At 43.1% G+C, this 23,439-nt stretch carries 20 protein-coding genes; 10 read left to right on the plus strand and 10 right to left on the minus strand.

Annotated elements, in window-relative coordinates; all coding sequences use genetic code 11:
- The first annotated feature begins 271 nt into the window (after positions 1-271).
- The 4 genes from H513_RS0101725 (at position 272) to H513_RS0101740 (ending at position 5,033) form a co-directional block, all read left to right on the plus strand.
- Complete coding sequence (locus tag H513_RS0101725; protein WP_036768769.1) at positions 272-1,855, plus strand: solute:sodium symporter family transporter; 1,584 nt, start codon at positions 272-274, stop codon at positions 1,853-1,855.
- Positions 1,856-2,012: 157 nt separating this feature from the next.
- Positions 2,013-2,948, plus strand: a complete 936-nt coding sequence (gene cysK, locus H513_RS0101730) for a cysteine synthase A (protein ID WP_026799153.1) — start codon at positions 2,013-2,015, stop codon at positions 2,946-2,948.
- Positions 2,949-3,065: 117 nt separating this feature from the next.
- A complete protein-coding gene (locus H513_RS0101735) occupies positions 3,066-3,680 on the plus strand; it encodes an NAD(P)-dependent oxidoreductase (protein WP_026799154.1) in 615 nt (204 codons plus the stop codon).
- 120 nt (positions 3,681-3,800) lie between these two features.
- Positions 3,801-5,033, plus strand: coding sequence for an MFS transporter (locus H513_RS0101740; RefSeq protein ID WP_026799155.1), 1,233 nt, complete (start codon positions 3,801-3,803; stop codon positions 5,031-5,033).
- Between the two features lie 10 nt (positions 5,034-5,043).
- Here the strand turns inward: H513_RS0101740 and H513_RS0101745 are convergent, their stop codons facing one another.
- Positions 5,044-5,346: a hypothetical protein gene (locus H513_RS0101745; RefSeq protein ID WP_026799156.1), complete on the minus strand. Its 303-nt coding sequence runs from the start codon at positions 5,344-5,346 to the stop codon at positions 5,044-5,046.
- Between the two features lie 420 nt (positions 5,347-5,766).
- Between H513_RS0101745 and H513_RS0101750 the strand changes: the two genes are divergently transcribed.
- On the plus strand, positions 5,767-7,125 hold the full coding sequence (locus H513_RS0101750; protein WP_026799157.1) for an MFS transporter: 1,359 nt from the start codon (positions 5,767-5,769) through the stop codon (positions 7,123-7,125).
- Between the two features lie 76 nt (positions 7,126-7,201).
- Positions 7,202-7,939 (plus strand): SDR family oxidoreductase, encoded by a 738-nt coding sequence (locus tag H513_RS0101755; RefSeq protein ID WP_026799158.1) that lies wholly within the window; start codon positions 7,202-7,204, stop codon positions 7,937-7,939.
- Between the two features lie 66 nt (positions 7,940-8,005).
- Here H513_RS0101755 and helD read toward each other — a convergent pair whose 3' ends face one another.
- On the minus strand, positions 8,006-10,327 hold the full coding sequence (helD, locus tag H513_RS0101760) for an RNA polymerase recycling motor HelD (protein WP_026799159.1): 2,322 nt from the start codon (positions 10,325-10,327) through the stop codon (positions 8,006-8,008).
- Between the two features lie 165 nt (positions 10,328-10,492).
- Here helD and H513_RS19425 point away from each other — a divergent pair, with 165 nt between their 5' ends.
- Positions 10,493-11,986 (plus strand): BCCT family transporter, encoded by a 1,494-nt coding sequence (locus tag H513_RS19425; RefSeq protein ID WP_081658130.1) that lies wholly within the window; start codon positions 10,493-10,495, stop codon positions 11,984-11,986.
- 152 nt (positions 11,987-12,138) lie between these two features.
- Positions 12,139-12,288, plus strand: a complete 150-nt coding sequence (locus tag H513_RS21420) for a hypothetical protein (protein WP_154655157.1) — start codon at positions 12,139-12,141, stop codon at positions 12,286-12,288.
- Between the two features lie 41 nt (positions 12,289-12,329).
- Here the strand turns inward: H513_RS21420 and H513_RS0101775 are convergent, their stop codons facing one another.
- The 8 genes from H513_RS0101775 to H513_RS0101810 all read right to left on the minus strand — a co-directional run bounded on the left by H513_RS0101775 (position 12,330) and on the right by H513_RS0101810 (position 21,594).
- The gene (locus tag H513_RS0101775) at positions 12,330-12,932 is read right to left on the minus strand and encodes a hypothetical protein (protein ID WP_026799160.1); all 603 of its coding nucleotides are present in this window, start codon (positions 12,930-12,932) and stop codon (positions 12,330-12,332) included.
- An 8-nt stretch (positions 12,933-12,940) separates the two neighbouring features.
- Positions 12,941-14,116, minus strand: a complete 1,176-nt coding sequence (locus tag H513_RS0101780; RefSeq protein ID WP_026799161.1) for a ParM/StbA family protein — start codon at positions 14,114-14,116, stop codon at positions 12,941-12,943.
- 293 nt (positions 14,117-14,409) lie between these two features.
- On the minus strand, positions 14,410-16,179 hold the full coding sequence (gene cydC / locus H513_RS0101785; protein WP_026799162.1) for a thiol reductant ABC exporter subunit CydC: 1,770 nt from the start codon (positions 16,177-16,179) through the stop codon (positions 14,410-14,412).
- On the minus strand, positions 16,176-17,885 hold the full coding sequence (gene cydD, locus H513_RS0101790) for a thiol reductant ABC exporter subunit CydD (protein WP_026799163.1): 1,710 nt from the start codon (positions 17,883-17,885) through the stop codon (positions 16,176-16,178). The genes cydC and cydD overlap by 4 nt, the downstream gene beginning before the upstream one ends.
- On the minus strand, positions 17,885-18,895 hold the full coding sequence (cydB, locus tag H513_RS0101795; protein WP_026799164.1) for a cytochrome d ubiquinol oxidase subunit II: 1,011 nt from the start codon (positions 18,893-18,895) through the stop codon (positions 17,885-17,887). Before cydB ends, cydD begins: the two co-directional genes overlap by 1 nt.
- Positions 18,895-20,289 (minus strand): cytochrome ubiquinol oxidase subunit I, encoded by a 1,395-nt coding sequence (locus H513_RS0101800; RefSeq protein ID WP_026799165.1) that lies wholly within the window; start codon positions 20,287-20,289, stop codon positions 18,895-18,897. Before H513_RS0101800 ends, cydB begins: the two co-directional genes overlap by 1 nt.
- Positions 20,290-20,811: 522 nt before the next feature.
- Positions 20,812-21,195, minus strand: a complete 384-nt coding sequence (locus tag H513_RS0101805; RefSeq protein ID WP_026799166.1) for a DUF4183 domain-containing protein — start codon at positions 21,193-21,195, stop codon at positions 20,812-20,814.
- 15 nt (positions 21,196-21,210) lie between these two features.
- Entirely contained in the window at positions 21,211-21,594 is a 384-nt protein-coding gene (locus H513_RS0101810) for a DUF4183 domain-containing protein (protein ID WP_026799167.1), read from the minus strand.
- A 191-nt stretch (positions 21,595-21,785) separates the two neighbouring features.
- On the opposite strand from H513_RS0101810, the gene H513_RS19430 reads away from it, so the two are divergent.
- Both H513_RS19430 and H513_RS0101820 read left to right on the plus strand, forming a co-directional pair.
- On the plus strand, positions 21,786-22,157 hold the full coding sequence (locus H513_RS19430; protein WP_051239575.1) for a DUF4183 domain-containing protein: 372 nt from the start codon (positions 21,786-21,788) through the stop codon (positions 22,155-22,157).
- A 121-nt stretch (positions 22,158-22,278) separates the two neighbouring features.
- Positions 22,279-23,415 carry a DUF2515 family protein gene (locus H513_RS0101820; RefSeq protein ID WP_026799168.1) on the plus strand — a complete coding sequence of 379 codons (1,137 nt, stop codon included), beginning with the start codon at positions 22,279-22,281 and terminating at the stop codon, positions 23,413-23,415.
- Positions 23,416-23,439: the final 24 nt, after the last annotated feature.

Consider the following 23,439-nt stretch of genomic DNA (forward strand, 5'->3'; position numbering starts at 1 on the left):
GCTCTCTCCTTTCCGTGTAATTGAAGAGGCTTTCCCCAAACACATTGACTTTTTAATACAAGTATGAAAACCGTATGTCATGGTTTCCCTATACCCAACGCCCCACAGGAATAAACAAACCTACTAATATAAGTTAATTAATTTAATAAGCCTCACCGAGGAATAAAAATGATATTAATATTCTAGAAAAATGTTGCATGAAATTTCTACCACCAGGGTACACCCTCCTGTAAGATTCGTAATTTTCTTATAGATTGGGAGGAATTCTATTATGCTGTCTATTGTTACATTTTTAATTTTCACAGTTGGGGTGTTTGTATTTACGTGGTATAAAGCTCGAAACGTAAATATGCAAAGTTCAGAAGGATACTTTCTAGGCGGGAGAAGTCTACCGGGCATTGTCATCGCCTGTTCGCTCGTTCTGACTAACTTATCAACCGAGCAGATGGTTGGATTGAACGGACAAAGTTACATGTCTTCCATGACAGTTATGGCATGGGAAGTAACAGCACCGCTATCGTTAATCTTTCTTGCTTTTCTTTTCTTACCAAAGTATTTAAAGAGCGGCATTACGACAATTCCTGATTTTCTACAACAACGATTTGATCTTAGTACTCGTCAATTAATGTCCATCCTATTTCTAATCGGCTATGCGTCTTCCTTTCTTCCGACGGTACTTTATTCAGGCGCTCTCGTGCTCGACCAAATCTTCAATGTATCCGAAACACTACAGCTTAGTGAATTTTGGACTATCTTCCTCATTGCTTTAGCGATAGGAGGAATTGGCTGCTTCTATATTATTTATGGCGGACTACGCGCGATTTCATTTGCAGACACTATTTATGGCATTGGACTTATATTAGGCGGAATTCTTATTCCATTCTTAGGCTTGTACCATCTTGGTGACGGAAGCTTATCTGTAGGGACAGACCGACTCCTACATACGAATACAGATAAATTAAATGCCATCGGAGGGCCTGGTTCGAATGTTCCGTGGCCAACAATCTTAACGGGGTTATTGTTTAATAATTTATTCTACTGGTGTACAAACCAAGCTATTGTACAGCGTTCGCTAGGTGCGAAGAGCCTGGCAGAGGGGCAGAAAGGTGTACTCTTTGCTGGATTCTTTAAAGTATTTGGGGTCTTATACCTTGTTATTCCTGGGCTCATTGCATATGACCTTTATGGCGGCAACATCCCGAACGGAGACCAAGCTTACCCTCAGCTTGTAATTGATGTCTTGCCGACCGCTTTATCTGGATTCTTCGCAGCCGTATTATTCGGCGCGATTATGAGTTCCTTTAACGGAGCATTAAATAGCTGCATCACACTCTTTACGCTTGATTTATACAAACCAATCTTCAAGCCAAATGCTTCAGATGACCAAATTGTTAAAGCAGGTCGAATCTTTGCTTTCTCCTTTGCTTTCTTAAGTATTATCATTACTCCTTTCGTATTGTTCGCAGGAGATGGACTCTACAATTACTTGCAAGAAATGTTCGGGTTTATTAACATTCCAATCCTCGGCGCCATCGTCATTGGATTCTTTACGAAATATGTACCAGCAATAGCTCCAAAGATTGCAACCATCACCCATTTGATCCTTTATGGAGCATCCAAAGTTGTTCTAGGTGATTTGAATTTTCTTTATGTACTGGCGATTCTCTTCCCACTGAATATCGCCCTTCAACTCATCATTGCACAATTCAGATCGAGAGAGACACCTTATGAAATGCAAGATAGTGGAGCAGTAGATATGACGCCGTGGAAACATCGCAAATTGACAACCGCGCTTATTCTTATCATGGTTATTGGACTGTATGTGTTCTTCTCCCCACTCGGAGTTGCAACGTAAACAAATCCTGTGCCCTCATCCGTTACTACCGACACAATACGCGTATACTACTTGTAAGGTGTCTTTAGAGTGCGTATTATACGCATCTTAGTATTCTTATCGGCATTTCTGGTGTTACAATGGAAATAAATCGTAAGAAAAAAGGAAGTGGATTCGCATGCGCGTAGCCAACAACATTGCTGAACTGATTGGGGATACCCCTTTAGTTAAACTAAATCGGATTGTCCCTGAAGGTGTAGCTGATGTCTACTTGAAGCTAGAAATGTTCAATCCTAGTGGAAGTGTAAAGGACCGAGCTGCTTACAACATGATGGTAGAAGCTGAGAAGGCCGGTCATTTGAAAGAAGGCTCAACAATCATTGAACCAACGAGCGGGAATACTGGAATCGGTCTTGCCATGAATGCTGCTGCTCGTGGATACCGTGCGATTCTTGTTATGCCTGACAATGCTACACAAGAACGTATTAATTTACTCAAAGCATTTGGCGCAGAAGTTCACCTCACCCCTTCTGCAGAGAAGATGCCCGGTTCTATCAATAAAGCGAAAGAACTATCGAAGGAAATTCCGAACAGCTTCATGCCGATGCAATTTGAGAACCAAGCAAACCCAGATGCACACCGTAATTCAACGGCGCTTGAAATCGTAGAAGCGATGAAGCACCTTGGAAAGCCTCTCTCTGCATTCGTCTCTTCTGCAGGTACTGGAGGTACAGTGACAGGAACTGGAGAAACGTTAAAAGAACATTACGAAGACATGACGGTTCACGTTGTAGAACCTGAAGGCTCCCCTGTTCTATCTGGCGGTAAGCCTGGTAAGCACAAACTTGTCGGAACGAGCCCTGGCTTTATTCCAGACACATTAAACCAAGAAATCTATGATGAGATCTTCCGCATTCAAGACGAAGATGCATACGACATCACGCGTCGTCTCGCAAGCGAAGAAGGCATTCTAGTTGGCCCTTCAGCTGGAGCGACAACGTATGCAGCTATTGAAGTTGCGAAACGTCTTGAACCTGGCCAGATTGTTGTGGCCATTGCTCCTGACACAGGTGAGCGTTATCTATCAGGCGACCTATTCCGATTTGATGAATAAAGAACCCATAGTTGGGTTCTTTATTTAATGTTCATGGATAACCGAGAAGATTCGTTTTAATTTGTCATCGAACAGGGAAATGATTACAAATCAAGTGTTCCATGAGGAGTGAGTGAAGTGAAACTCATCGTTTTTGGTGCTACTGGCGCAACCGGACAGGAAGTCGTAAAGCAAGCATTACAGCAAGGGATGGACGTAACCGCCTTTGTACGAAGCCCTTCTAAATTATCGAGCGCCCACCCAAATCTCGAGATTGTAAAGGGAGATGCTTTCGACAAGGATGACGTCTGCCGGGCACTCCCCGGCCATGATGCGGTCATTTCATGCCTTGGCTCAAGTGGGCTAAAGGAGTCGAACGAACTGTCTACTATGACTGAAAATATCCTAGACGCGATGAAGCAATATCATGTAGAACGAATCGCCTACACAGCCTCAGCTGGGATTAATCGAGAAATTCCAGGGTTAAGCGGGATATTCGCATCGTTGATCTTACGAAATGTACTATCTGATCATAGACGCGCAGTCGAACTGATCCAATCCAACGACATGCAATGGACAATTGCAAGGCCCATGCAACTCACGAACGGAGTGAGAACTACACATTATCGTACATCAGAGGATAGCGTCCCAACCAAAGGAAAGAAAATTAGCCGAAGCGATGTCGCACACTTCTTGCTTGAATCGGTATCCACTCAACACTATTTGAAACAATCAATTGGCCTAGCGTACTAAGGAACCCAAATACTGGGTTCTTTTTTTATGCGTAAGAGTTTCTTGATTGTAGCAGATACGATATAATGTGTACTTATTTAGAGTTACGAACTATTTGAATGAAGAAAAGAAGGTGTCTACATGCAACCTCAATCTGCCCAAGGAAGCAAGAACCTTGTTATTATGTGGTTTGCAAACTTTTTTATCGCAGGGAGCATGACGATGATCATGCCGTTTTTGTCGTTATATATCGAAACGTTTGGCACGTTTAGCTCATCCTACGTTCAGCTGTGGTCAGGTCTTGTCTTTGGCATTACGTTCTTCACCGCATTCCTTGTCTCCCCCATTTGGGGCAGGTTAGGTGACCAATTTGGGCGTAAGCCACTTCTCATTGTATCGGGATTCGGCCTTGCGCTAAGCGTCTTTTTAATGGGATATGCTCAATCTGTCTTTCAGCTATTCCTGCTACGTCTATTTATGGGCGTCTTCACAGGGTTTATCGCTACGTCCCAAGCGCTCATCTCGACGCAGACGCCGAAAGAGGTATCAGGCCGCGTACTCGGTACGTTACAAACAGGTAGTGTAACGGGTAGCTTGATGGGACCTTTGCTTGGCGGTGTATTGGCTGATTCCATTGGCTATGCTACAACGTTCCAAATGACCTCGGCGACGTTGTTGCTCGCTGCGTTATTTGTATGGTTGGGTGTTAAGGAATATCGAATTAAAGAAGATGTTGAACCGGGAGAGAAGGAGACATACACGAGAAAAGAAGTGCTTGGATTTATTTTCCGCCAGCCGATACTCCTGACAGTTATTGTCGTTTCTATGTTTGTTCAGATTGCTCATTTCAGCCTTCAACCCATTCTATCCTTATATGTTCAAGAGCTTCACGGACCCGTGAACATTGGACTCTATTCTGGGATTGCATTCTCAGCAGCAGGGGTTGGGAATCTACTCATGGCCAGGCGTTGGGGCAAGATTGCAGACCGTATCGGGTATGAGAAAGTACTCATCTTTCTGTTTGTCTTAGCTGCAGTTGTCTATTTGCCAGGAGCTTTCGTCACCACGTTATGGCAACTTGTTGTGTTACGTTTTCTCCTTGGCCTCGCCATCGGAGGGATTATACCCGTACGAATCGCCTACATTCGGCAAACTGCGCCTAACTCCATCCAAGGAGAAATTCTCGGATATAATACAAGCCTGAGATTTTTAGGGAACATTATTGGTCCTTTATTAGGCGGAATTTTAGCTGGGATGTATGGCTTCTCTTCCGTGTTCTTCTTTACGAGTATTTTGCTCGCTTTATGTGGGCTCACAATCTTTGCAGTCATAACGAAAACAAAACAACCAAACGTAGTAAATACCACTTCCTAACCACGCCAGACTATGGTGTGGTTTTTTTATGGGCATGGTCTTTGAACGCTTCGATTACATGTGAGTAAATCTCTTTCGTCACTTCGGTAAGAACTACGAGTAATACTCCTCCAACCCCTATTGAAAGGGTGTAAGAAGATAACTGATGAGAGGTTTGAATTGGCTTCATCAACAAAAGCCATAATGGGGTAAACACTAAGGAAAGAGCTACACTAAACGTAGCCAATAAAAGGAGCGACAAGGTTACTAAACTAAAAGCTATAAGCAAGAAACGTACTCCGACAAGCAAGGAAGGTTGCTCAGTTTGGCACATATCGAATCCCACCCTCACGCTTCGTTTTTTGTAAGTTCTTACTACTTTCAACAATGTAGTTATACTATGTTTCCTAGTTAACATGTATGCCTGACTTTGTTGAGATTCATGGTCTAAGTCCAGTGTACACTTTACGAAGGTGTTCGATCAGGTTCCGACCATCTAAGCTTTAGGCATGGGATTTCTCTACATATTGGTTTAACCCTCCATCTCATTGAATCGGTTATAAATTTAACAATGAACAAACTCTATAAGGAGATGGTAGCCGAACACACACCGTGGTGCAGGGAAACGATTTGATATCAACGTTTCTAGGTTGCTCGTTGAAAGGCCCTTCGTAAACGGATTCTTTTTCATTTCATAAGCCTTATGATATAGTAACCGAGCACTTATAAAGACAATAATGCCAGGAGGTTCAACATGCAACAAGAATCATCGACAAATTCCCAGTCGTCTTCCTATACGAAAACAATTTTAGCACTCAGTTTAACGGTATGGCTTGTCGTTATGAATACGACAATGTTCAATGTCGCATTGCCTAATGTGCTTGAACAATTTGCGCTACAGCCTGCTCAAGGAACTTGGATTGTATCTGGTTATTCCGTTGTCTTGGCAATCTTAACAATCATGTATACGCGCCTATCTGACTACATTCCTATACGTAAGCTCTTTATTATTGGAGTATTGTTATTCGGAGGATTCTCCCTCATCGGATTCTTTACCCAGAACTTTGCATGGCTCCTATTAGCACGACTCGGCCAAGCCACAGGGGCAGCAGCTATACCTGGCTTATCGTTCGTATTTGCTGGCCGGTATATCCCGCTTGAGCGACGCGGGCGCGCGATGGCATTCATCGCATCCGCATCGTCACTCGGATTTGGATTAGGACCTGTCGTAGGCGGCTTTATTACGGATTCCCTTGGTTGGACCTACCTATTTGCATTCACCTTTCTTGTGCTTGCTCTAATCCCGTTACACTTACGCTTACTCCCACGTGAAGAAGCGAAACAAGGAACATTCGATTTGTTAGGTGGCTTCATTACAGGACTAACGGTCACATCCTTTCTCTTATTTATCTCAGCCGGAATTATTTACTTTGCAATCATCGGCATCGTCTTTGCAGCCCTCTTATGGGTAAGGATTACCAAATTCCACACACCGTTTATTCAACCGGAACTATTGAAGAATCGTTCATTTCGCATTATTTTGTACATGAGTTATCTAGGGTTTACGACACATTTCGCTATCCTCGTGCTCATGCCATTAATGTTGCAAAACGTGTTCGATAAGAACCCAACAGTTGTAGGGCTCATTATCTTCCCTGGAGCACTGCTGTCGGCAGTAGCAGCCATATTTGTCGGTCGTCTAATTGACTTCTACGGAAATATGAAGATTATCTTGTTGGCCCATGTGTTGCTAACAATTTCTACAATTCTGTTCTATTTCCTCTCACCGATTAATGAATATATGATAATGCTCGGCTACATGTTCACAAGCTTTGGGTTTTCAAGCCTATCATCAAGTACAACGAACGAAGTATCCCGCATATTGCCTGATCATTTAATTGGCTCAGGTATGGGGATGAAGCAACTTACTCAATTTATTGGTGCGGCCTCAGGCCCTGTCTTCAGTGGAATTATTCTTGAACTTAATAGAGAACCCTACTCTGTTCCATCCTTCCAGTTCGCTTATTTATTCGTGATGGTCGTAATGGTGGTATCATTTGTGCTTTATTTCGTTTATCGTTCTATTAAGAAACAAACCACAACTAGCTCTTAACCATCGACATGTTTACCCCTTACCTTTACGGGAATGAAACGTAATGAAGATTTAACCGTAAAGGAGTGAACGTGAAATGGAACTACGTACTGCAATTATCACAGGAGCTAGTAGCGGAATTGGTGCTGCAACTGCTAAAGAATTAGCGCAAAAAAATATTAAGGTTATGCTAGCAGCAAGACGTGACGAACGCTTGCAAGAGCTTAAACAAGAAATCGAGGAGCTGGGTGGTACAGCTGAATATCGTAAAACAGATGTCACCTCTCCTGAAGAAATGGAAGCTCTCGCAAAAGAGACAAAAGAAGCATTCGGTCAAGTAGACATCCTTGTGAACAATGCTGGTCTAATGCCACTATCCTTTATGAATAAACGTAAATTAGACGAATGGAATAAGATGGTCGATGTGAACATTAAAGGTGTTTTAAATGGCATCTATGCCGTCCTTCCTTACATGGAGGAACAAAATAACGGACACATCGTAAATGTATCCTCTGTAGCAGGCCACAAGACTATGCCAGGTAGCGCGGTCTATAGTGGTACGAAATTCGCTGTAAGAGCAATCTCAGAAGGCTTCCGAGAAGAGATGGCAAACACAAACATTCGCACAACCATCATCTCACCAGGAGCTGTCTCAACTGAACTGACAGACACCATTACAGATGAAGATATTCTAGAATCCTTCCAAAATAACAGTTCAGATATGGAACCACTACAAAGTGAAGACATTGCATCCGCAATCCGCTATGCCATCGAACAACCAGCTCACGTAGACACGAACGAAGTATTGGTTCGCCCTACTAAACAAGCGTTGTAATAGAAATAACCCCCGCTTCAACAATAGGAAGCGGGGGTTATTATATTTGTATAGCCCGGGAAATAGCTAGTGAAGCTCTAGCTCTTCATACAAGTTGTTAGGAACTTGACTTAAGAATGGCGATCGTAAGCCATTACAGAGTAAATGAAGTTCATGCATTGCACGCGTGCACGCTGTATAGAACAAGTTTTGCTCAATTGGTAGCGAGTAAGTCGCTTCTGAAGCATCGAACATGATCACCGCATCAAATTCGATTCCCTTTGCTAAGTACGCGGGGATGACCATGATCCCTTTCTCAAAGGAGTAATTGTTCTTTGTTACGAGTCGTACCGTATATTCCCCGTTTATCATATCGTAAGCATGCCGGGCCTCTTCTGCTGTCTTACAAATGATAGCAATCGTTTCATGGCCCTGTTCTTGCATAGCATGGATTCGTTTGACTAATGCATGGTAGAGCTGCTTTGCCCCGTTCACTTGTGTCAGAGTTGGTTTCGCACCATCACGATTGAAAGGCTCAACTTCCTCGCCCCCTGGAATAAGGTGCTTCGTAAAGTCGATGATTGGCTTTGTCGACCGGTAACTCCGCATAAGCGTTAACCGTTCATACTTCATACTTTCATAAAGGCGCTCGTCTAACAATGTTGGCGCAGATACATTGTGAGCATAGATAGCTTGATTGTAATCCCCAAGCAGTGTCATTCTTGCATAAGGAAACAGTTGTTTCATGTATTGGAATTGGAATGGAGAATAATCCTGCGCCTCATCTATGAACAAATATCGAATATCTCGATAAGCATCGACACCTTTAATTTGATCTTCTAAATATAGAAATGGCGTAACATCTTCAAACCGAAGATAGTTGTCTTGTATGTCCTCCATTGTCGCTTCAACAATTGCGCTCCAATGATTTTTAAGGTCAGCACCTTCAAACGAAAAGGCATTTCGATACAGCTGCTTTATGTGTACGAAATGTAATTGTTCCACTTTCACACGAATGGATTTAAAATATTTATTTACTACTGCTTTTGATAACAGACGTTCCTCTTCAACGTAATCATCGAAGGTATCCTCCTGATCACGCTTGCCGCGACTCACCTTCCTAAACGTCTTCAAATAATCTTCTTTACTTAATAATTCGATTTCCTGCTTTACCCAATCTTTCTCTCGCTCTTCTTCCTCATATTTATCGAGTTGTGCATCAATCCAGTCACGTGTCTGTTCGAGTCGGTTGGGAATAGAAACAGACGAATCCTGCGCATATACATGTTCCTCTATTTGTTCTTTAGGAATAAGTAGACGGCCTCGGAACTTAATATTTCGAAAGACCAGCCCATCACTCTCTAACGTGTGTATGAATTGGTCAAGATGGTCTTTAAACTTCTTACTCGACTTATACTCAATTGCCGCCTGCTCTACTTCGTGATCCTCTCGAGATAAGAGACGCTCAAGCTGTGAGAATGCATCCTCATACTCAAATCTTCCTTGTAGCCTCATCTCCATATATTGTTGAAACGTTGTTTGTTCCATATTCTCTTCCCCGAGCTCTGGTAGGACATTTGCAACATAGCTATTAAACATAGGATTTGGGGAGAAGAGCATAATTTGATTCGCCTGTATGCGACCTCGATAACGATATAGCAAGTAGGCAACACGCTGTAAAGCAGCCGATGTCTTTCCGCTTCCGGCCACTCCTTGCACAATTAAATACGGAGCTTCATCGAATCGAATAATTTGGTTCTGCTCCTTTTGAATTGTCGATACAATGCTCTTCATCACAGTACTTGCTTGGCTACCCAGTACTTCCTGAAGCAGCTCGTCACGAATTGTGATTCCCGTATCAAACATCCCACGTAAGGCTCCATTTCGGATAATGTACTGACGCTTCACCTTCATTTCACCATCTACGGTGCCTTCTGGTGTGTCATAGGTAGCTGGTCCTGGAGAGTAGTCATAATAAAGACTTGAAACAGGCGCTCTCCAATCATAGACTAGAAACTCTTCCTCAGAACGGTCCATTAACGAAGTAATCCCGATATAAATCGTGTCGGTTGAGTTCTCACCATCCTCTTGGAAATCAATCCTCCCAAAGTAGGGAGAGTGCCTCATACGCTTTAATGTATTTAATTGGTTATAGAGTTGACGATGACTACGCTCACGTTCTCCAAGCAATTCCGCCTGTTGACGGATACTATTATACGTCTCCATTACATCGTCCGGCTCATCCATATTGACTGTTACATCTTCAAAGAATGTGCTACGTAGCTCTATGACTTCATCCTTTACGCCGCCCACTTTTTGAATATATTGGTCTGCCTTTGCATCAATTTCTTGAATAGTCTCATTTAATTTTCTCTGTTCCTCTTGCCACATTTTTTCGTTTTCGCTCATCGTCTCACTCCCGTTCTTATTGTATTCAACGTGCATGGAAATAACCCTTTTCCTAGTATGTACATCATAGGAGAACTACTTTATGCGAGTGATCCGCTATCATGTTTCACCGTAACTTATCATAGAGTAATAAAGCGAGAAGGGACATGCTGTAGGGGGGATTGAATGAAGCATTCCGTAATTGACTGGCCTACGTTTTTATTTTCTGTATTTGTCTTAGTGACGTTATGCACGACGCTCTTTCTCCATCCTGAAGGTTCAAAGGACTGGCTTACTTCTGCTCATGAGGCCGTCATTGCTGATACAGGAATCTTCTATCTTTGGATTGGCTTTGCTTCTCTCCTCTTTCTCATCTGGGTATGTACCACACCGTATGGAAGAATCCATCTTGGACAGCAAGGGGAAGGGCCTGCCTTTTCGTTTTTTAGTTGGATTTCCATGTTGTTCTGTGCAGGAATCGGGTCTGGCATTATTTATTGGGGAACGATTGAATGGGCTTACTACTATATGGATCCCCCCTTTAGACTTCCAATCCATTCCATCGAAGCCATTGAATGGAGCGCGGCATATGGTCTCTTTCATGCCGGTCCGACTGCATGGGCCATGTACTGCTTACCAGCTCTCCCAATTGCATACCTTTACCACGTGAAAGGAACTTCCATCTTAAAATTGAGCGAAGCCTGCCGCCCGGTACTTGGAAATCGTGTAGATGGATGGATAGGGAAAGGGATTAATATTTTGTTCATGATTGGAATTCTTGGCGCCTCTGGAACTACCCTTGGAATTAGTGTTCCAATGATTGCAGCCTTTGTGCATGAGGTATTTGGTGTACCGCACACCTACATACTTGATCTATGCATTTTAGCAGTATGTACGACAATCTTCTCCATTAGTGTCTATGCAGGATTGGATAAAGGGATTCAGCGGTTAAGCAATTGGAACGTCTACTTAGCCCTCTTCCTCTTATTGATTGTACTCGTATTTGGGCCAACATTATTCATCTTGAAAGTATCTACGAACAGCGTTGGGTTAATTACCGAGCACATGCTTCGATTAAACACATGGATTGACCCTATCGGCCATTCCGGATTCCCAGAGCAATGGACGTTATTCTATTGGGCCTGGTGGATTGTCTATGCGCCATTTATCGGTATGTTCATCGCTAAAATATCGAAAGGCCGAACGATTAAACAAATGATTATGGGGACCCTTTGTTTTGGTACGCTTGGATGCTGGCTCTTTTATTCCATCCTTGGAAACTACGCCTTATCCCTGCAATTAAATCAGGAAATGGGCGTCACATCGATTCTTATGCAGCAAGACGCCCCAGCTGCTATCGCAGACATCTTTCACACGTTACCACTCGGGAAAGTCGTACTCGTTCTCTTCGCATTGTTATCAATCATCTTTCTTTCGACCACTTACGACACCTCTTCTTACATGCTCGCAGCTGTCACTCAGAACATAGTGAACGGAGAGCCAGCTCGTTGGAACCGATTGTTCTGGGCATTTGGATTGTCCTTGCCGGCTACAGGTCTTATGTTTATTGGCGGTTTAACCGCACTCCAATCTGTCACCATCATTGTTGCCATTCCTTCTATGGCCATGATGGTCATCCTTGCATGGTCATTTATAAAGTTAGCCAGAACTCATAAATAGACCCTTTATTTACCAAATACATTACGGACACAAATGTCATTTCCTCCCGAATGCTATACTAAGGTTGGTCCCTATTTATTTTTAACCCGTTTCACGAACAACCAGACAGGGTACTTGGGTAAAAATAGAAACGATCGGGAGGACATAGAAGTATGACGAAACGTCACTATGAACAATTGAATCAAGAAACTTTGATTCATATACTCGAACAAGTGAAGCAGCAGGGCGAAGGCTCTGATCAACGAGATATACAAACGGTAATTCAAGATTTATCAAAGAAACTCGCACAATCCGTTTCATAAAAAAGGCTCAGGAAGGATGTTACATCCGTTACCTGAGCTTTTTATTTATTCATACTAGATAAGAAATCTCCTAACGGGTCATCTTCATCTATGTCTTGTTCAGTCGAATCAAGATCTGCATGAAGTTCTTCCTGCAGGTCTTCGAAATTGAACTGGTCTAAATCTAAATCATCCGAAACTGCAATTTCATCAGTTGGCGTACGTTCTTCTTGTATCGGTTCTAGACTTCTCGTTTCTGGCTCTGTTTGCCACTGATTCTGCTGTATGGCTTCCTGTAGCTGAAGGGCTTCTTCAATGTCTAGCGTAGAGCTATTCATAGAAGAAAGCAGACTCATGGCCCGCATTGGGTCCATAAGAAGTTGGTAAAGAATGTTTCCAATTAATGCTTCAGAATGCTCATGCTTCAACCAATTCCGCTGCTCCTTTGTCAACTGCTTCGGTAGAGGAACAGTAACCGTCTCCCGCTCTCTCGCCATTGACTCATGGACTCCCTTAAGAGCAAACTGAGCAATTGTACTCGAGAAGTTACGCTTTTCCCGTTCCTTTAGCCTTTGTAACTGCTTAATCAAATGGTCAGGAGTATCCGATGGAAGTCGAAACGTAATGGATTGCCCCCGTTGGATTTCCTTAGTCTTGTCCCTCATTTAAATCCCTACTTTGATGAAGAGGTTGCTTCTGCTTTTTCCTTCTTTTTCGATTTACGAATGTTATCAGATACAAGTTTATAGTAAGCATTGGCCATCATCCAGATGCTCTCTGTCTCGTCTTCAAAGAACTCAATGTTAAAGCCATCCAGATTGTTGTTTAACGTTTTTATATACTCTTTAAGTACTGCGGAACCGCCCCCAACGAAATAGCAAATTTCTGATTGAGAATTACGCGCCCATACATTACGTAAGTAGCGGTATTGTTTCTTTGCAAGCTCAAGCAAGATTCGGTCAGTAATATCATGAACGCTTGTCCGGCTTCCTTTAACCATGATATGGTTACGATCGTTCTTCCTCGTAATGATATCCACGACATCACGACGACTATCGAGTTCAACTCCGTGTTTGGACCTAATTTCCTCACGAATTGCTTCTAGCGATTCGGCTACACCTAAATTAAATCCTTGTGCCTTATCATCGTCCACATTTCGATTGCGAATGACCGCAATATCTGTCGAAAGACCACCAATATCTTGAATGAGAATCTGCTTATCTATTAAATCTTTGTTAATCAAGTTTAATTGGTTGTCCATAACGAGGTTAATATAGGCAGCGAATCCTTCTGGATACACTTTCACTTCGTCAAATTTGATATTTACTTTGATTCCTTGATACTTCGGTGTTACTAGAAACTCAACTTGATGCACGGAGCCTAATAATTGAGCGCGATACCCTACGTCTTTCCCTTCTTTTACTTCACGAAGAGGAAGACCCGTTCCTAATGTATAATTTGCTTCCACTACATTATGGTTACGTTTAAACGCTTTTTGGTTTTGGTCTGAGACTGCATCAAGCGCTAAAGAAGCAAAGAGCATCACAAGTGTTTGATCTTCTTCTGATTTACTGCTACCTGGGTCTAGTTCAGTCGAATTTGTACTTTTTGTTGCTAAATTCCCAACTCGATAGATTGCGTTGTTCTCTTTCAATGCTGGTGAGTGTACTCGAATATGAATGTTGTCAATCGGGTCTTTCTCATCTAGTTCCTCAATTCCAATAACCGGTCGATCCTCAATATCCTGTGCAATGACATTCGGAATATATAATTCAGATTCTAACTTTCCAAAAATCCCTTTTAACGCATCATTACCTACATCAACAGCCGCTACTCTTGATTGAGTCATAGAAACAACCTACTCCTTTATTGTGAAGTTTTCTATCAAGTTAAATCATGAACTAGCTTAAACATATAAAGTTTTCAGAAAATAGTCAATGACTACTTTTGTCGTATTCTATTTGTATACATGTGTACAATTTGCAAACTACTGTTATAGAGCTATGTGTACGGGTTTGTATACATGTGTACAAATATGTATTCTTTTTGTTTGCACTTTGTAAACATGTGTACATTTTCATTTACATGTGTGCAATTACGTATACAAACAAAAAAATAGAACCGACACGTATGCCGATTCTATTAAATAATAGCTCTTATAGATGGATGTGTGCTTCGAACGAGTGGAGCATCTAGCGCATACAGTCGTTGATAACGTTCTTCCTTAGCTAGCAACTCTTCATGTGTCCCTTGCATGGTGATTACACCATTGTCTATGAATAGAATTTGTCCTGCGTCTTCAACTCCTAACAGATGGTGGGTAACCCAAATGAGTGTCTTACCTTGAAGGTGGGCTTTCAATTCATTCATTAACTCTCGTTCTGTAACAGGATCTAAACCGACCATAGGCTCATCGAGGACTACAATCGGCGTGTCTTGTAGGAGCACTCGAGCCAATGCAATGCGCTGTCGCTGCCCACCAGAAAAGCGTACACCAGATTCTTGAACATTCGTATGATAGCCATGTGGTAGGGTGCGAATCCAATCATCCAATTGAACCTGTTTACATATGTCATAAATTTGATCATCAGTAGCTTCAGGGTTACTAAGTCTTAAATTGTTCAGAATGCTTGTGTCGAATAAGTACGGGTTCTGTCCTAAGAAAGACATATATCGACTATAATCCTCATAAAGCTCCGTCGCTGACACCCCATTAATTGTAACCAAACCCCCGTTTGGAGAAATGGCTCCTTGCAGCAACTTAAGTATGGTTGATTTCCCACATCCACTAGGTCCTAATAATGCAACCGACTCTCCATGTTTAACGTGGAAAGATATTTGGTTTAACAATGGCCGGCTTTCTTCATATTGGAAAGAAACATCTTGAAACGTAATCGTAAACCGCTCACCTATAGCCTCGATTGGGGCCCTTTGATTAAGTAGAGCATTTCCATCACTCTTTAAATTGTCCAGTTCTTCTAGTCTTTTCACCGATGTCTCATACTTTGGAATGTCTGACAGCGAACTTGAAAGCGCAATGAGCGACTCGGTAATTGGCAAGAGTATGAGTAGAAATGCAGCCACCATCGTATGAGAGAGTTCACCTGTACGTACTTCCATCCCCGTCCAAATAAGCATGGTGACAACCATCACCCCAACTACAATCTGAGCAAGAAATGTTCGCCTCCGTTCGAAATTACGTTGTTGTAAATCCAGCTCCCCGAGCTTTCCCTCATATGCTTCATAGTCGTTCAACCATTCTTCTTTACGCCCGCTGAAAAGCCAATCCGCCATCCCTAGAATACCTTCAGTTAATCGGTTGTACTGTTCTGACCGAAGATCTTTCATGCGATAGGTACGTGACTTCTGCTTTGCCATTGATAGGAGAGGCATCCAAATGGCAAGTACGGAGCCATAAAGGAACATTAATACCGCCAGTAAGATGGAATGAAACCCTAATAATACAGAAGAAACAATATATAGCGTGACCCCAATAAATACAGGGAAAATTGTTCTTAGGTAAAGATTTTGAAGCTGTTCAACATCATCAGCAAGTAGCCCAAGTACTTCGCCTGTCTTTAACTTCTTCGTCATTGTAAGGACGTGCGGTTCTACAGATTGATAGAGTCGAAGTCTCATGTCAGAAAGAATTTTAAGAATGGTATGATGCCCAAGTAATCGTTCAACATAACGGCTAACCGCTCGCGCTATACTGAACGTTCGAACCGCTACAATTGGAATATAAATCATTAGAATAGTTTCTGGAATTGTCGCTGCTTTCGAGATTAAATAACCAGATGTAAACATTAAAAAGGCAGCTGAAAAACTAGTAAGTAGACCCAATAACAAAACCGCTATTAATAATTTACGATGTTCGAACAGGTAAGGTCGAATCCATGTACTCTTCCTCATAATGCTTCCCCCATTTGTGCACAGACTAATCGATAGTAGGCTCCTTGTTTCATCATTAATTGCTCGTGGCTTCCTACCTCAACAATGCTACCTTCATCCATGACTACAATCGCGTCCATGTGCAACATCCAGTGCAGACGATGTGTAGCAAAGACAACAAGTCGTTGCTCTAAGAGAGGAAGCATTTGCTGTTTAATCTCATATTCCGTTTCAAGATCTAGGTGAGAAGTAGGTTCATCCAATAATAGAATTGGACGTTGTTTTAAGAACGTCCTTGCAAGAGCAATACGCTGCGCCTGACCTCCGCTAATCTCCAATCCACCTTGCCCTATGATTTCATCTAATCCGTTAGGGAGGGTTTCAATCCATCTTTCTAATCCAGCAACTTTCACCGCATGTTGAACCTCTTCTAGTGAAGCATGAGGTGAATAGAGCCTTACATTCTTCTGAATGGAATCTTGTAGAATAGTTGGGTGTTGTGGAATATAGTGAAGCTGAGATTGCCATTGTTCTTGTTGAAGGTGGGTTAGCTTCTCTCCACAGAGCGAAAGGTTACCCTCGCTGGTTTCAAGAAATCCTGCCAATAAATCAATCAGGGCTGTCTTCCCAGAACCACTCTCACCAATCACACCGATTTTCTGATTCCCTTGAAGTGTAAGAGAGACGTGTTCAAGCATCGCCTGGTCATCATCTCCACGCACTGTAATGTCAGTAAGCGTAATGGCACGATTATCTTTCCAAGTGAAATCTTCAGGGAAGGGTTGAGGCTGAAACGATGGGGTATCCAGTACACTCTGAATAGACGCACCCGCTTCTTGACCATTTAATGTACTGTGATAATCGGTGCCTAACTCACGCATTGGCGAGAAGTACTCAGGTGCCAGTATAAGAACGGTTAAGGCAGGCCCTAAGAGTAGATCTCCTTCTGTTAGGCGAAACCCTAGGAATACAGCTACTGTGGCCACGGAGAGCATAGTGAAGAAGTCCATCGCAAATGACGAGAGAAAGGCCACTTTGAGTGTTCCCATCGTTGCTTTTCGATATCGCTCACTAACGCCTTCAATATTCTTATGGTGGCGTTTGCTTGCTCCCACATGCTTCAATGTCTCAAGCCCTTGGATGGAGTCAACGAAATGGTTAGAGAGGACGCGATAGGAACTCCATTGTCGATCTGCCTTTCGCTTTGCCATAAGTCCTAAGAGGATCATGAATGCAATAAGAATGGGGAAAGTGACCAATAGAATAATTCCAGATGTCACATCAAGTGAGATGACATAGAACCAAATCATAGGCGTAAATACGAGTAGGGCAATAAGCTTTGGCAAGAACAACTCTAGATACGTCTGGTACTGACGCACACCCTCAACAGATAAGGTGGCTAAATTCCCTGTCCCTGCTTTCTTCGCATGCCTAGGCCCGAGCTTGAACAACTTCGCAAGCAGTCCTTGCCTCATTTCATCTGCAGTTTCTTTAGCAACCCGTTCTACGAAACGAGTCTTAATGACATGAACGCCGTGCCTCCCGATAAAAGAGAGAAGCACGAGTCCAATCATTAGATACGCAGATTGCCCATTGAAAAGAGACGTAATGGCGTTAGAAAGCCACTGAGCCTGACATAGAATGAAAATCCCTTGACCAATCGTCATAACCGTTAACACTGTCCAAACGAATTTACGATTCTTTATAAAAGCGAGCCCTTTTCCCATTAGTAAATCAAATCCTTCGCATCCACTCGCTTACGGAACACATAATAACTCCAAATTTGATATCCAAGTACGAATGGAAGTAATGTGAGCGCCACAATCGTCATGACTTTCAATGAGTAAGCTCCAGACGCTGCATTGTAAACAGTCAGATTGTACGTTTCTGAAATAGAGCTGACCATCACTCTTGGGAATAGTCCAGCGAATATGCTTCCAACTGTGAGAAGAATCCCAAGTCCTGACATCGTGAAAGCAAAGCCATCCCGCTTCTTCGCAATAAACAAGATTGCAAGTGCGTAAGCAACCACTACACCGATGACCATTGGGATCGTGGCCATGCTGTTAAACTGGAACAAGTCAGTCTCCACAATGGATAAGCCTACAAAGACAACAAGAGAAGCAATCGTTGCTAAGATTACCTTCTGAGCCATTAGTCTGGCACGTTCTTGTAAGTCACCAAGTGTTTTCAACGTAAGGAATAACAGCCCGTGCAAATAGCAAATCAACGTAACTGTAATCCCACCTACAACGGTATAGAGGTTCACGTAATCGTAGAATCCTGCTTGTAAATTCATGTTCTCATCAATTGGCATCCCTCTTAACAGGCTTGAGAACAAGACCCCGAACAAGAAAGGAGGAAGGACGCTTCCAAAGAATACAACCCAATCCCACACTTTCGTCCAATTCTTGTGATCTACTTTACCGCGAAATTCAAATGCTACTCCTCGTCCGATTAAGGCGAGTAGGACAAAGACAAAGGGAATATAATAGCCGCTGAACATGGTTGCGTACCAGTGAGGAAAGGCTGCGAAGATTGCTCCTCCACCTGTTAACAACCAGACTTCATTTGCATCCCAGAACGGTCCAATTGTATTAATCATCATTCGTCGTTCTAGATCACTCCGAGCGACTAAGCGTGTGGACATCCCTACGCCAAAGTCGAATCCCTCAAGGAAAAAGAAACCGATAAACAATACAGCTACTAACAGAAACCATAGTTCACTTAATGCCATTACTGATACGCCTCCTTATCAAACGGATCCACGTGCACGTTAACTTCCTGAGGTGCGTCATAGTCTGCACCTTTCTTAATTTCTTTCACGAACAAATAGACGAGTACAATCGCCAAGATGGCATAGATGGTTGTAAAGGTAATGATTGAGAACAACAAGGACCCAACTGATACGTTTGGTGAGACTGACGCTGAAGTTGTCATGAGTCCGAACACCGTCCAAGGTTGACGTCCAATTTCAGTCATAATCCATCCCGCTGTATTAGCGATGAATGGAAAAGCAATCAGCGCGACCATAGACCGCAAGAACCAACGTCTTTCTACCAGTGTTTTTCTAAAGCTAAACCATAGTCCTAGAGCACTGAATCCAATCATCAACATTCCAGAGAACACCATAATCCGGAAGCTCCAGAACGTCGCATTGACTGGAGGAATATAGTTTCCTTCTCCATACTTTTCTTCATATTCTGCCTGTAGCGTATTCATCCCAGGCACGCTACCTTCAAGCTCTTCGTACGTTAGATAGCTTAAGGCATATGGAATTTCAATGTTAAACCGACTTTCCTGATTCTCAACATCCAATATGGAGAATAACGTCCAAGGTGCTGGATCGGCACTGTCCTCCCATAACCCTTCACTTGCAGCCATCTTCATAGGCTGTGATTCCATTAAATGCTGAGCCTGCCAGTGACCACTAAAGGCTACTCCAAGACCTGAAAGAAGGCCTACAATCATAGCGATGTTGAATGACTTCCGGAAAATGTTCAATTCTTGTTTCTTTAACATCTTATACGCACTTACACCCGCAATGAAGAAAGCACCAGTAGCAAGAGCCCCGAACACTACGTGAGGGAATTCCACTTTAAGTTGAGGATTTTGAAGAATGGCGAAGAAATCATTCATTTCAGCACGCCCATTGTTCATCACAAACCCAACTGGCTCCTGCATGAATGAATTCGCTGCTAAAATCCATAGCGCAGACAAAATTGTCCCGAAGGAAACAAGCCAAATGCAGAGGAGGTGAATCTTCTCAGGAAGACGACCCCACCCGAAGATCCATAAACCAATAAAGGTAGACTCCATAAAGAAAGCCAATAATGCCTCAATTGCAAGCGGAGCACCGAATACGTCTCCAACAAACCGAGAGTACTCACTCCAGTTCATCCCAAACTGAAACTCTTGTATAATCCCTGTCACTACACCCACTGCAAAGTTAATCAGGAACAAATGCCCCCAAAACTTCGCCATCTTCAAATAGATTTCTTGCTTCTTCACCACATACAACGTTTCCATGATCGCAACCAAAAACACGAGCCCAATCGACATCGGAACAAATAAGAAATGAAAAATCGTCGTCGACCCAAACTGAAACCTCGCTAAAAACAACTCACTCACCACAACGCCCTCCTTCACCCTGTTTTGACACAATTTGTTCAACATTTCACATATTCTTCTCAAAGAGAAACACCATCTGAATCATCTAAGGTGCCCTCACCCCCATTATGTGCCAAAAGCCCCACCAACGAACGACCCAAATGTGTCAGAATCATGGATAAAAAAGGAATGAAATGTGACAACGAAAAGCGGTGGGGGCGTTTAGACCCGGCAGGCATAAGCAAAGCAGCGCAGTGAAGTGCCCTTCCTTCACGAAGCTGAATTGCTTATGACCAGAGGGTCTGCCACCTGGAGCTAGACACAACGAAAAGCGGAAGCGGCTTGGTCAGGCACGGTAGGCTTAAGCAAGATAGCGCAGTGGGGGGCTTTTACCCCACGGAGCTAGATTGCTTAAGTCCGTAGTGCCTAGCCGCTGCAGCTAGACAACGAAAAGCGGAGGTCCGCTGCTATCCACCAAAAGCCGCCCGCTCAGCCACCACAATACTCCCCCACCAAAACAAAAAATCCAGCCAAATGGCTGGATTAATTAGATACAACAGAATTCGCACTAGGTGTGAAGTTCACAACTTCTAGATTCACCGGCGTTCCTGATAAGATATTTGCGCCTCCACCAGGTAGGGTGATGGCTAAAGAGCCTACTCCAACCCCTCCTGGAGTATACGTTGAGAGTCCTTCTTGCTGTAGTACCCCATTAATATACACATTGTAATAGCTGTTATTTGTCGCAAGTGCGGGTAAGTTAGTTGCTGTCGTTCCATCATCTCGTGTGAAATCATCGGTATCGATGGTCAACGTACTCCCAGCTATCACGAGTAACGCTGTTCTGTAAAAGAACTTTTCGCTATCAGGAGTCACTTCTACGGATGTAGAAACAGACGTATACGGCTTAATGATTTGCAAGGCCATCTCTTACCACATCCTTTACGTATTGATCGTCGTATCGGAAGCAGGCGTATAGTTCAAGACTTCTAGAATAATTGGGGTCCCAGCTAGAATAGACCCTCCCCCTCCTGGTACAGCAATATCAAGTGACCCAACAGCTGTCGCACCCGGTGTATACGTAGCGATTCCTTCCATTTGGGCGACTCCATTAATATAGACAACGAAGTAACTGTTATCTGTAGCAAGTGCTGGAAGTGTAGTTGCATTGTTCCCATCGTCTAGTAGAAAGTCCGCTGCATCGATTGATAATGTTGCCCCTGCAGCAGTCTCAGCTACAGTCGTGTAGAAAAACTTTGTATTAGATGGCGTGACGTTTGTAGTCGTCGTCGCAGATGCGAAAGGCTTAAAGAGTTCTAAAGCCATATCTTGTTCCTCCTCTTATTATCATTTCCTTACACTACATCCTATGTAGAGGCTTTCGTTTTGAAAAGGCGCTTGTACAGGATTTATCAACCAAAGAGCCCGATTTACAATAGATTTCCACCAACGTCTCACACGATTCATTTTTCTAAGGAATACAGTATGATATAGAAGCCTGAAGGAGGTTTGTCGCATTGAGAAAACAAACCAAACTCACCCATTCAGCACTTATTCGAACTCTAGCTGCCCCTAAGGGATGCCCGAATCTATATCCTCCCAACCCATTACCTCCTCAGCCCAAAGAAACGTTGATTAAAGCAGATGTCTACTATTACTACACTGTCGCAGATGGTACAAAGACCATCTACACTGAACGTGATGCCATCGTGGAATATGGAGACCAAGGCATCTTTCCGAAAGAACAATGTACGTATGTAAATCTATTCATTAACGGTATGATTCAACCTGATGCGGTTTATTCTACAGGGAATGGGTATCTAATTCTGCCAGAAGCCCCAGATGCCGGGGTGCCTATTATCTTGCAATTTGTCATAATGAAGATTTAAAAGGCTACTACAACGCGCGTAGTAGCTTTTTAATTTAAGTGCAGCGCTAACCTGTCAGCCTCGACACATAAGCATGAACGCTCACCTTCCGAATATGCTTAGTTACAGAGGGGGGAGCAACATGATAAACAAGTGGTTTAGCTCGTCTTATCTGAGCTCTAAGCAACTTGAAAAGGCGTTAAAGAAGCAATTAACGGGATCTAACGCTCTCCTATCCATTCCAGACCACGAGCAAGCTCTTGTTGAACACATCGCTAAACAAACCGCTTTAGCTAACGTTGATAATGTATCTAGAACGAAGGCCTATTTGGATTTCTATCTAGAGTTTCCTGAGATTACGTGGTCATTGCTCGCTCACTTTGTATCTAGAAATAGTGGGTGGGCCATGACAGATTTAAAAGGAGAATTTCTTCCTCTATTGCTATCAAAGCAAGGTTGTGAGTCTTTCTTCCATATGCTGGAACGAGGGAACTGGCTCATCTTTCAAGATGCGTATCCTCAATTGCTCTTGTATAAGGAAAGCAAGCGTCGGAAGAGACCACTATTCCATTTACTCCATTTCTTTGGTGTAAGTTCTTTTATGAACGTATGCTGGGGGCATTTCCTAAAAACCAACGACTCAGCCCTGCTTGCAAGAGCACTTATTATCAACGAACAACATTACATCGAGGAACGCGTCATCCAACATCCAACGTACAAAGAGAACGTCCTCGATTCTATGAACTTTCATCTACAAGAGTGGCTTCATATGACACATATCCTCTTTCCGAAGAAGCAGGTGGGAGATACAACCTTAACCGGTGCAGTCGTTGAGGACTTTGGTTCGCTGACGTCTCGAATTCGATTTGGTATTCAACTCTATCAGCTGTTATTCCAAATATCAGAGGTTCGAAAGCAAGCGGAACTATGGGCAAACGCACAACCCCATACAGGATCAAGGAAAGATTATTGGCCTCATCTGTTTACGACGACGAAGGAGACGCTTCCAGGTATCCTAACCACTCCACGGTTACATCATTGTCAGCTTAAGCTTGGGAAAGAAAGAGTGTACAGTCCTCCACTTCGACAAGTATGGAGTTGGGTGTCCCACCCTCATCCGGAACGGGAGGATTGGTTTGTGAGTGAACGAGTCATCGACACCCTCTTTCAAAACGAGCCTAAGACGCCTTCTGGAAGCATCCTTTCTTCCTATTGCAACAGCCTTTCAAAACTCGAATTAGCCGTTATTGCCAAAAAAGCAATCTTCCTTCAATCATAAGAAGGACTGCGCCAACAGGCGCAG

It is taken from the genome of Pontibacillus halophilus JSM 076056 = DSM 19796 (genome assembly GCF_000425205.1).
GTDB lineage: Bacteria > Bacillota > Bacilli > Bacillales > BH030062 > Pontibacillus_A > Pontibacillus_A halophilus.

Bases quoted from the DNA above. Each gene is read 5' to 3' on its own strand.
- H513_RS0101750 (WP_026799157.1), top strand. From the start codon at position 5,767: ATGCAACAAGAATCATCGACAAATTCCCAGTCGTCTTCCTATACGAAA.
- cysK (WP_026799153.1), top strand. From the start codon at position 2,013: ATGCGCGTAGCCAACAACATTGCTGAACTGATTGGGGATACCCCTTTA.
- H513_RS0101775 (WP_026799160.1), bottom strand. From the start codon at position 12,932: ATGAGGGACAAGACTAAGGAAATCCAACGGGGGCAATCCATTACGTTT.
- H513_RS0101740 (WP_026799155.1), top strand. From the start codon at position 3,801: ATGCAACCTCAATCTGCCCAAGGAAGCAAGAACCTTGTTATTATGTGG.
- cydC (WP_026799162.1), bottom strand. From the start codon at position 16,179: ATGAGGAAGAGTACATGGATTCGACCTTACCTGTTCGAACATCGTAAA.
- H513_RS19425 (WP_081658130.1), top strand. From the start codon at position 10,493: ATGAAGCATTCCGTAATTGACTGGCCTACGTTTTTATTTTCTGTATTT.
- H513_RS0101755 (WP_026799158.1), top strand. From the start codon at position 7,202: ATGGAACTACGTACTGCAATTATCACAGGAGCTAGTAGCGGAATTGGT.
- H513_RS0101805 (WP_026799166.1), bottom strand. From the start codon at position 21,195: ATGGCCTTGCAAATCATTAAGCCGTATACGTCTGTTTCTACATCCGTA.
- helD (WP_026799159.1), bottom strand. From the start codon at position 10,327: ATGAGCGAAAACGAAAAAATGTGGCAAGAGGAACAGAGAAAATTAAAT.
- cydB (WP_026799164.1), bottom strand. From the start codon at position 18,895: ATGGCATTAAGTGAACTATGGTTTCTGTTAGTAGCTGTATTGTTTATC.
- H513_RS0101725 (WP_036768769.1), top strand. From the start codon at position 272: ATGCTGTCTATTGTTACATTTTTAATTTTCACAGTTGGGGTGTTTGTA.
- H513_RS0101810 (WP_026799167.1), bottom strand. From the start codon at position 21,594: ATGGCTTTAGAACTCTTTAAGCCTTTCGCATCTGCGACGACGACTACA.
- H513_RS0101820 (WP_026799168.1), top strand. From the start codon at position 22,279: ATGATAAACAAGTGGTTTAGCTCGTCTTATCTGAGCTCTAAGCAACTT.
- H513_RS21420 (WP_154655157.1), top strand. From the start codon at position 12,139: ATGACGAAACGTCACTATGAACAATTGAATCAAGAAACTTTGATTCAT.
- H513_RS0101780 (WP_026799161.1), bottom strand. From the start codon at position 14,116: ATGACTCAATCAAGAGTAGCGGCTGTTGATGTAGGTAATGATGCGTTA.
- H513_RS0101745 (WP_026799156.1), bottom strand. From the start codon at position 5,346: ATGTGCCAAACTGAGCAACCTTCCTTGCTTGTCGGAGTACGTTTCTTG.
- cydD (WP_026799163.1), bottom strand. From the start codon at position 17,885: ATGGGAAAAGGGCTCGCTTTTATAAAGAATCGTAAATTCGTTTGGACA.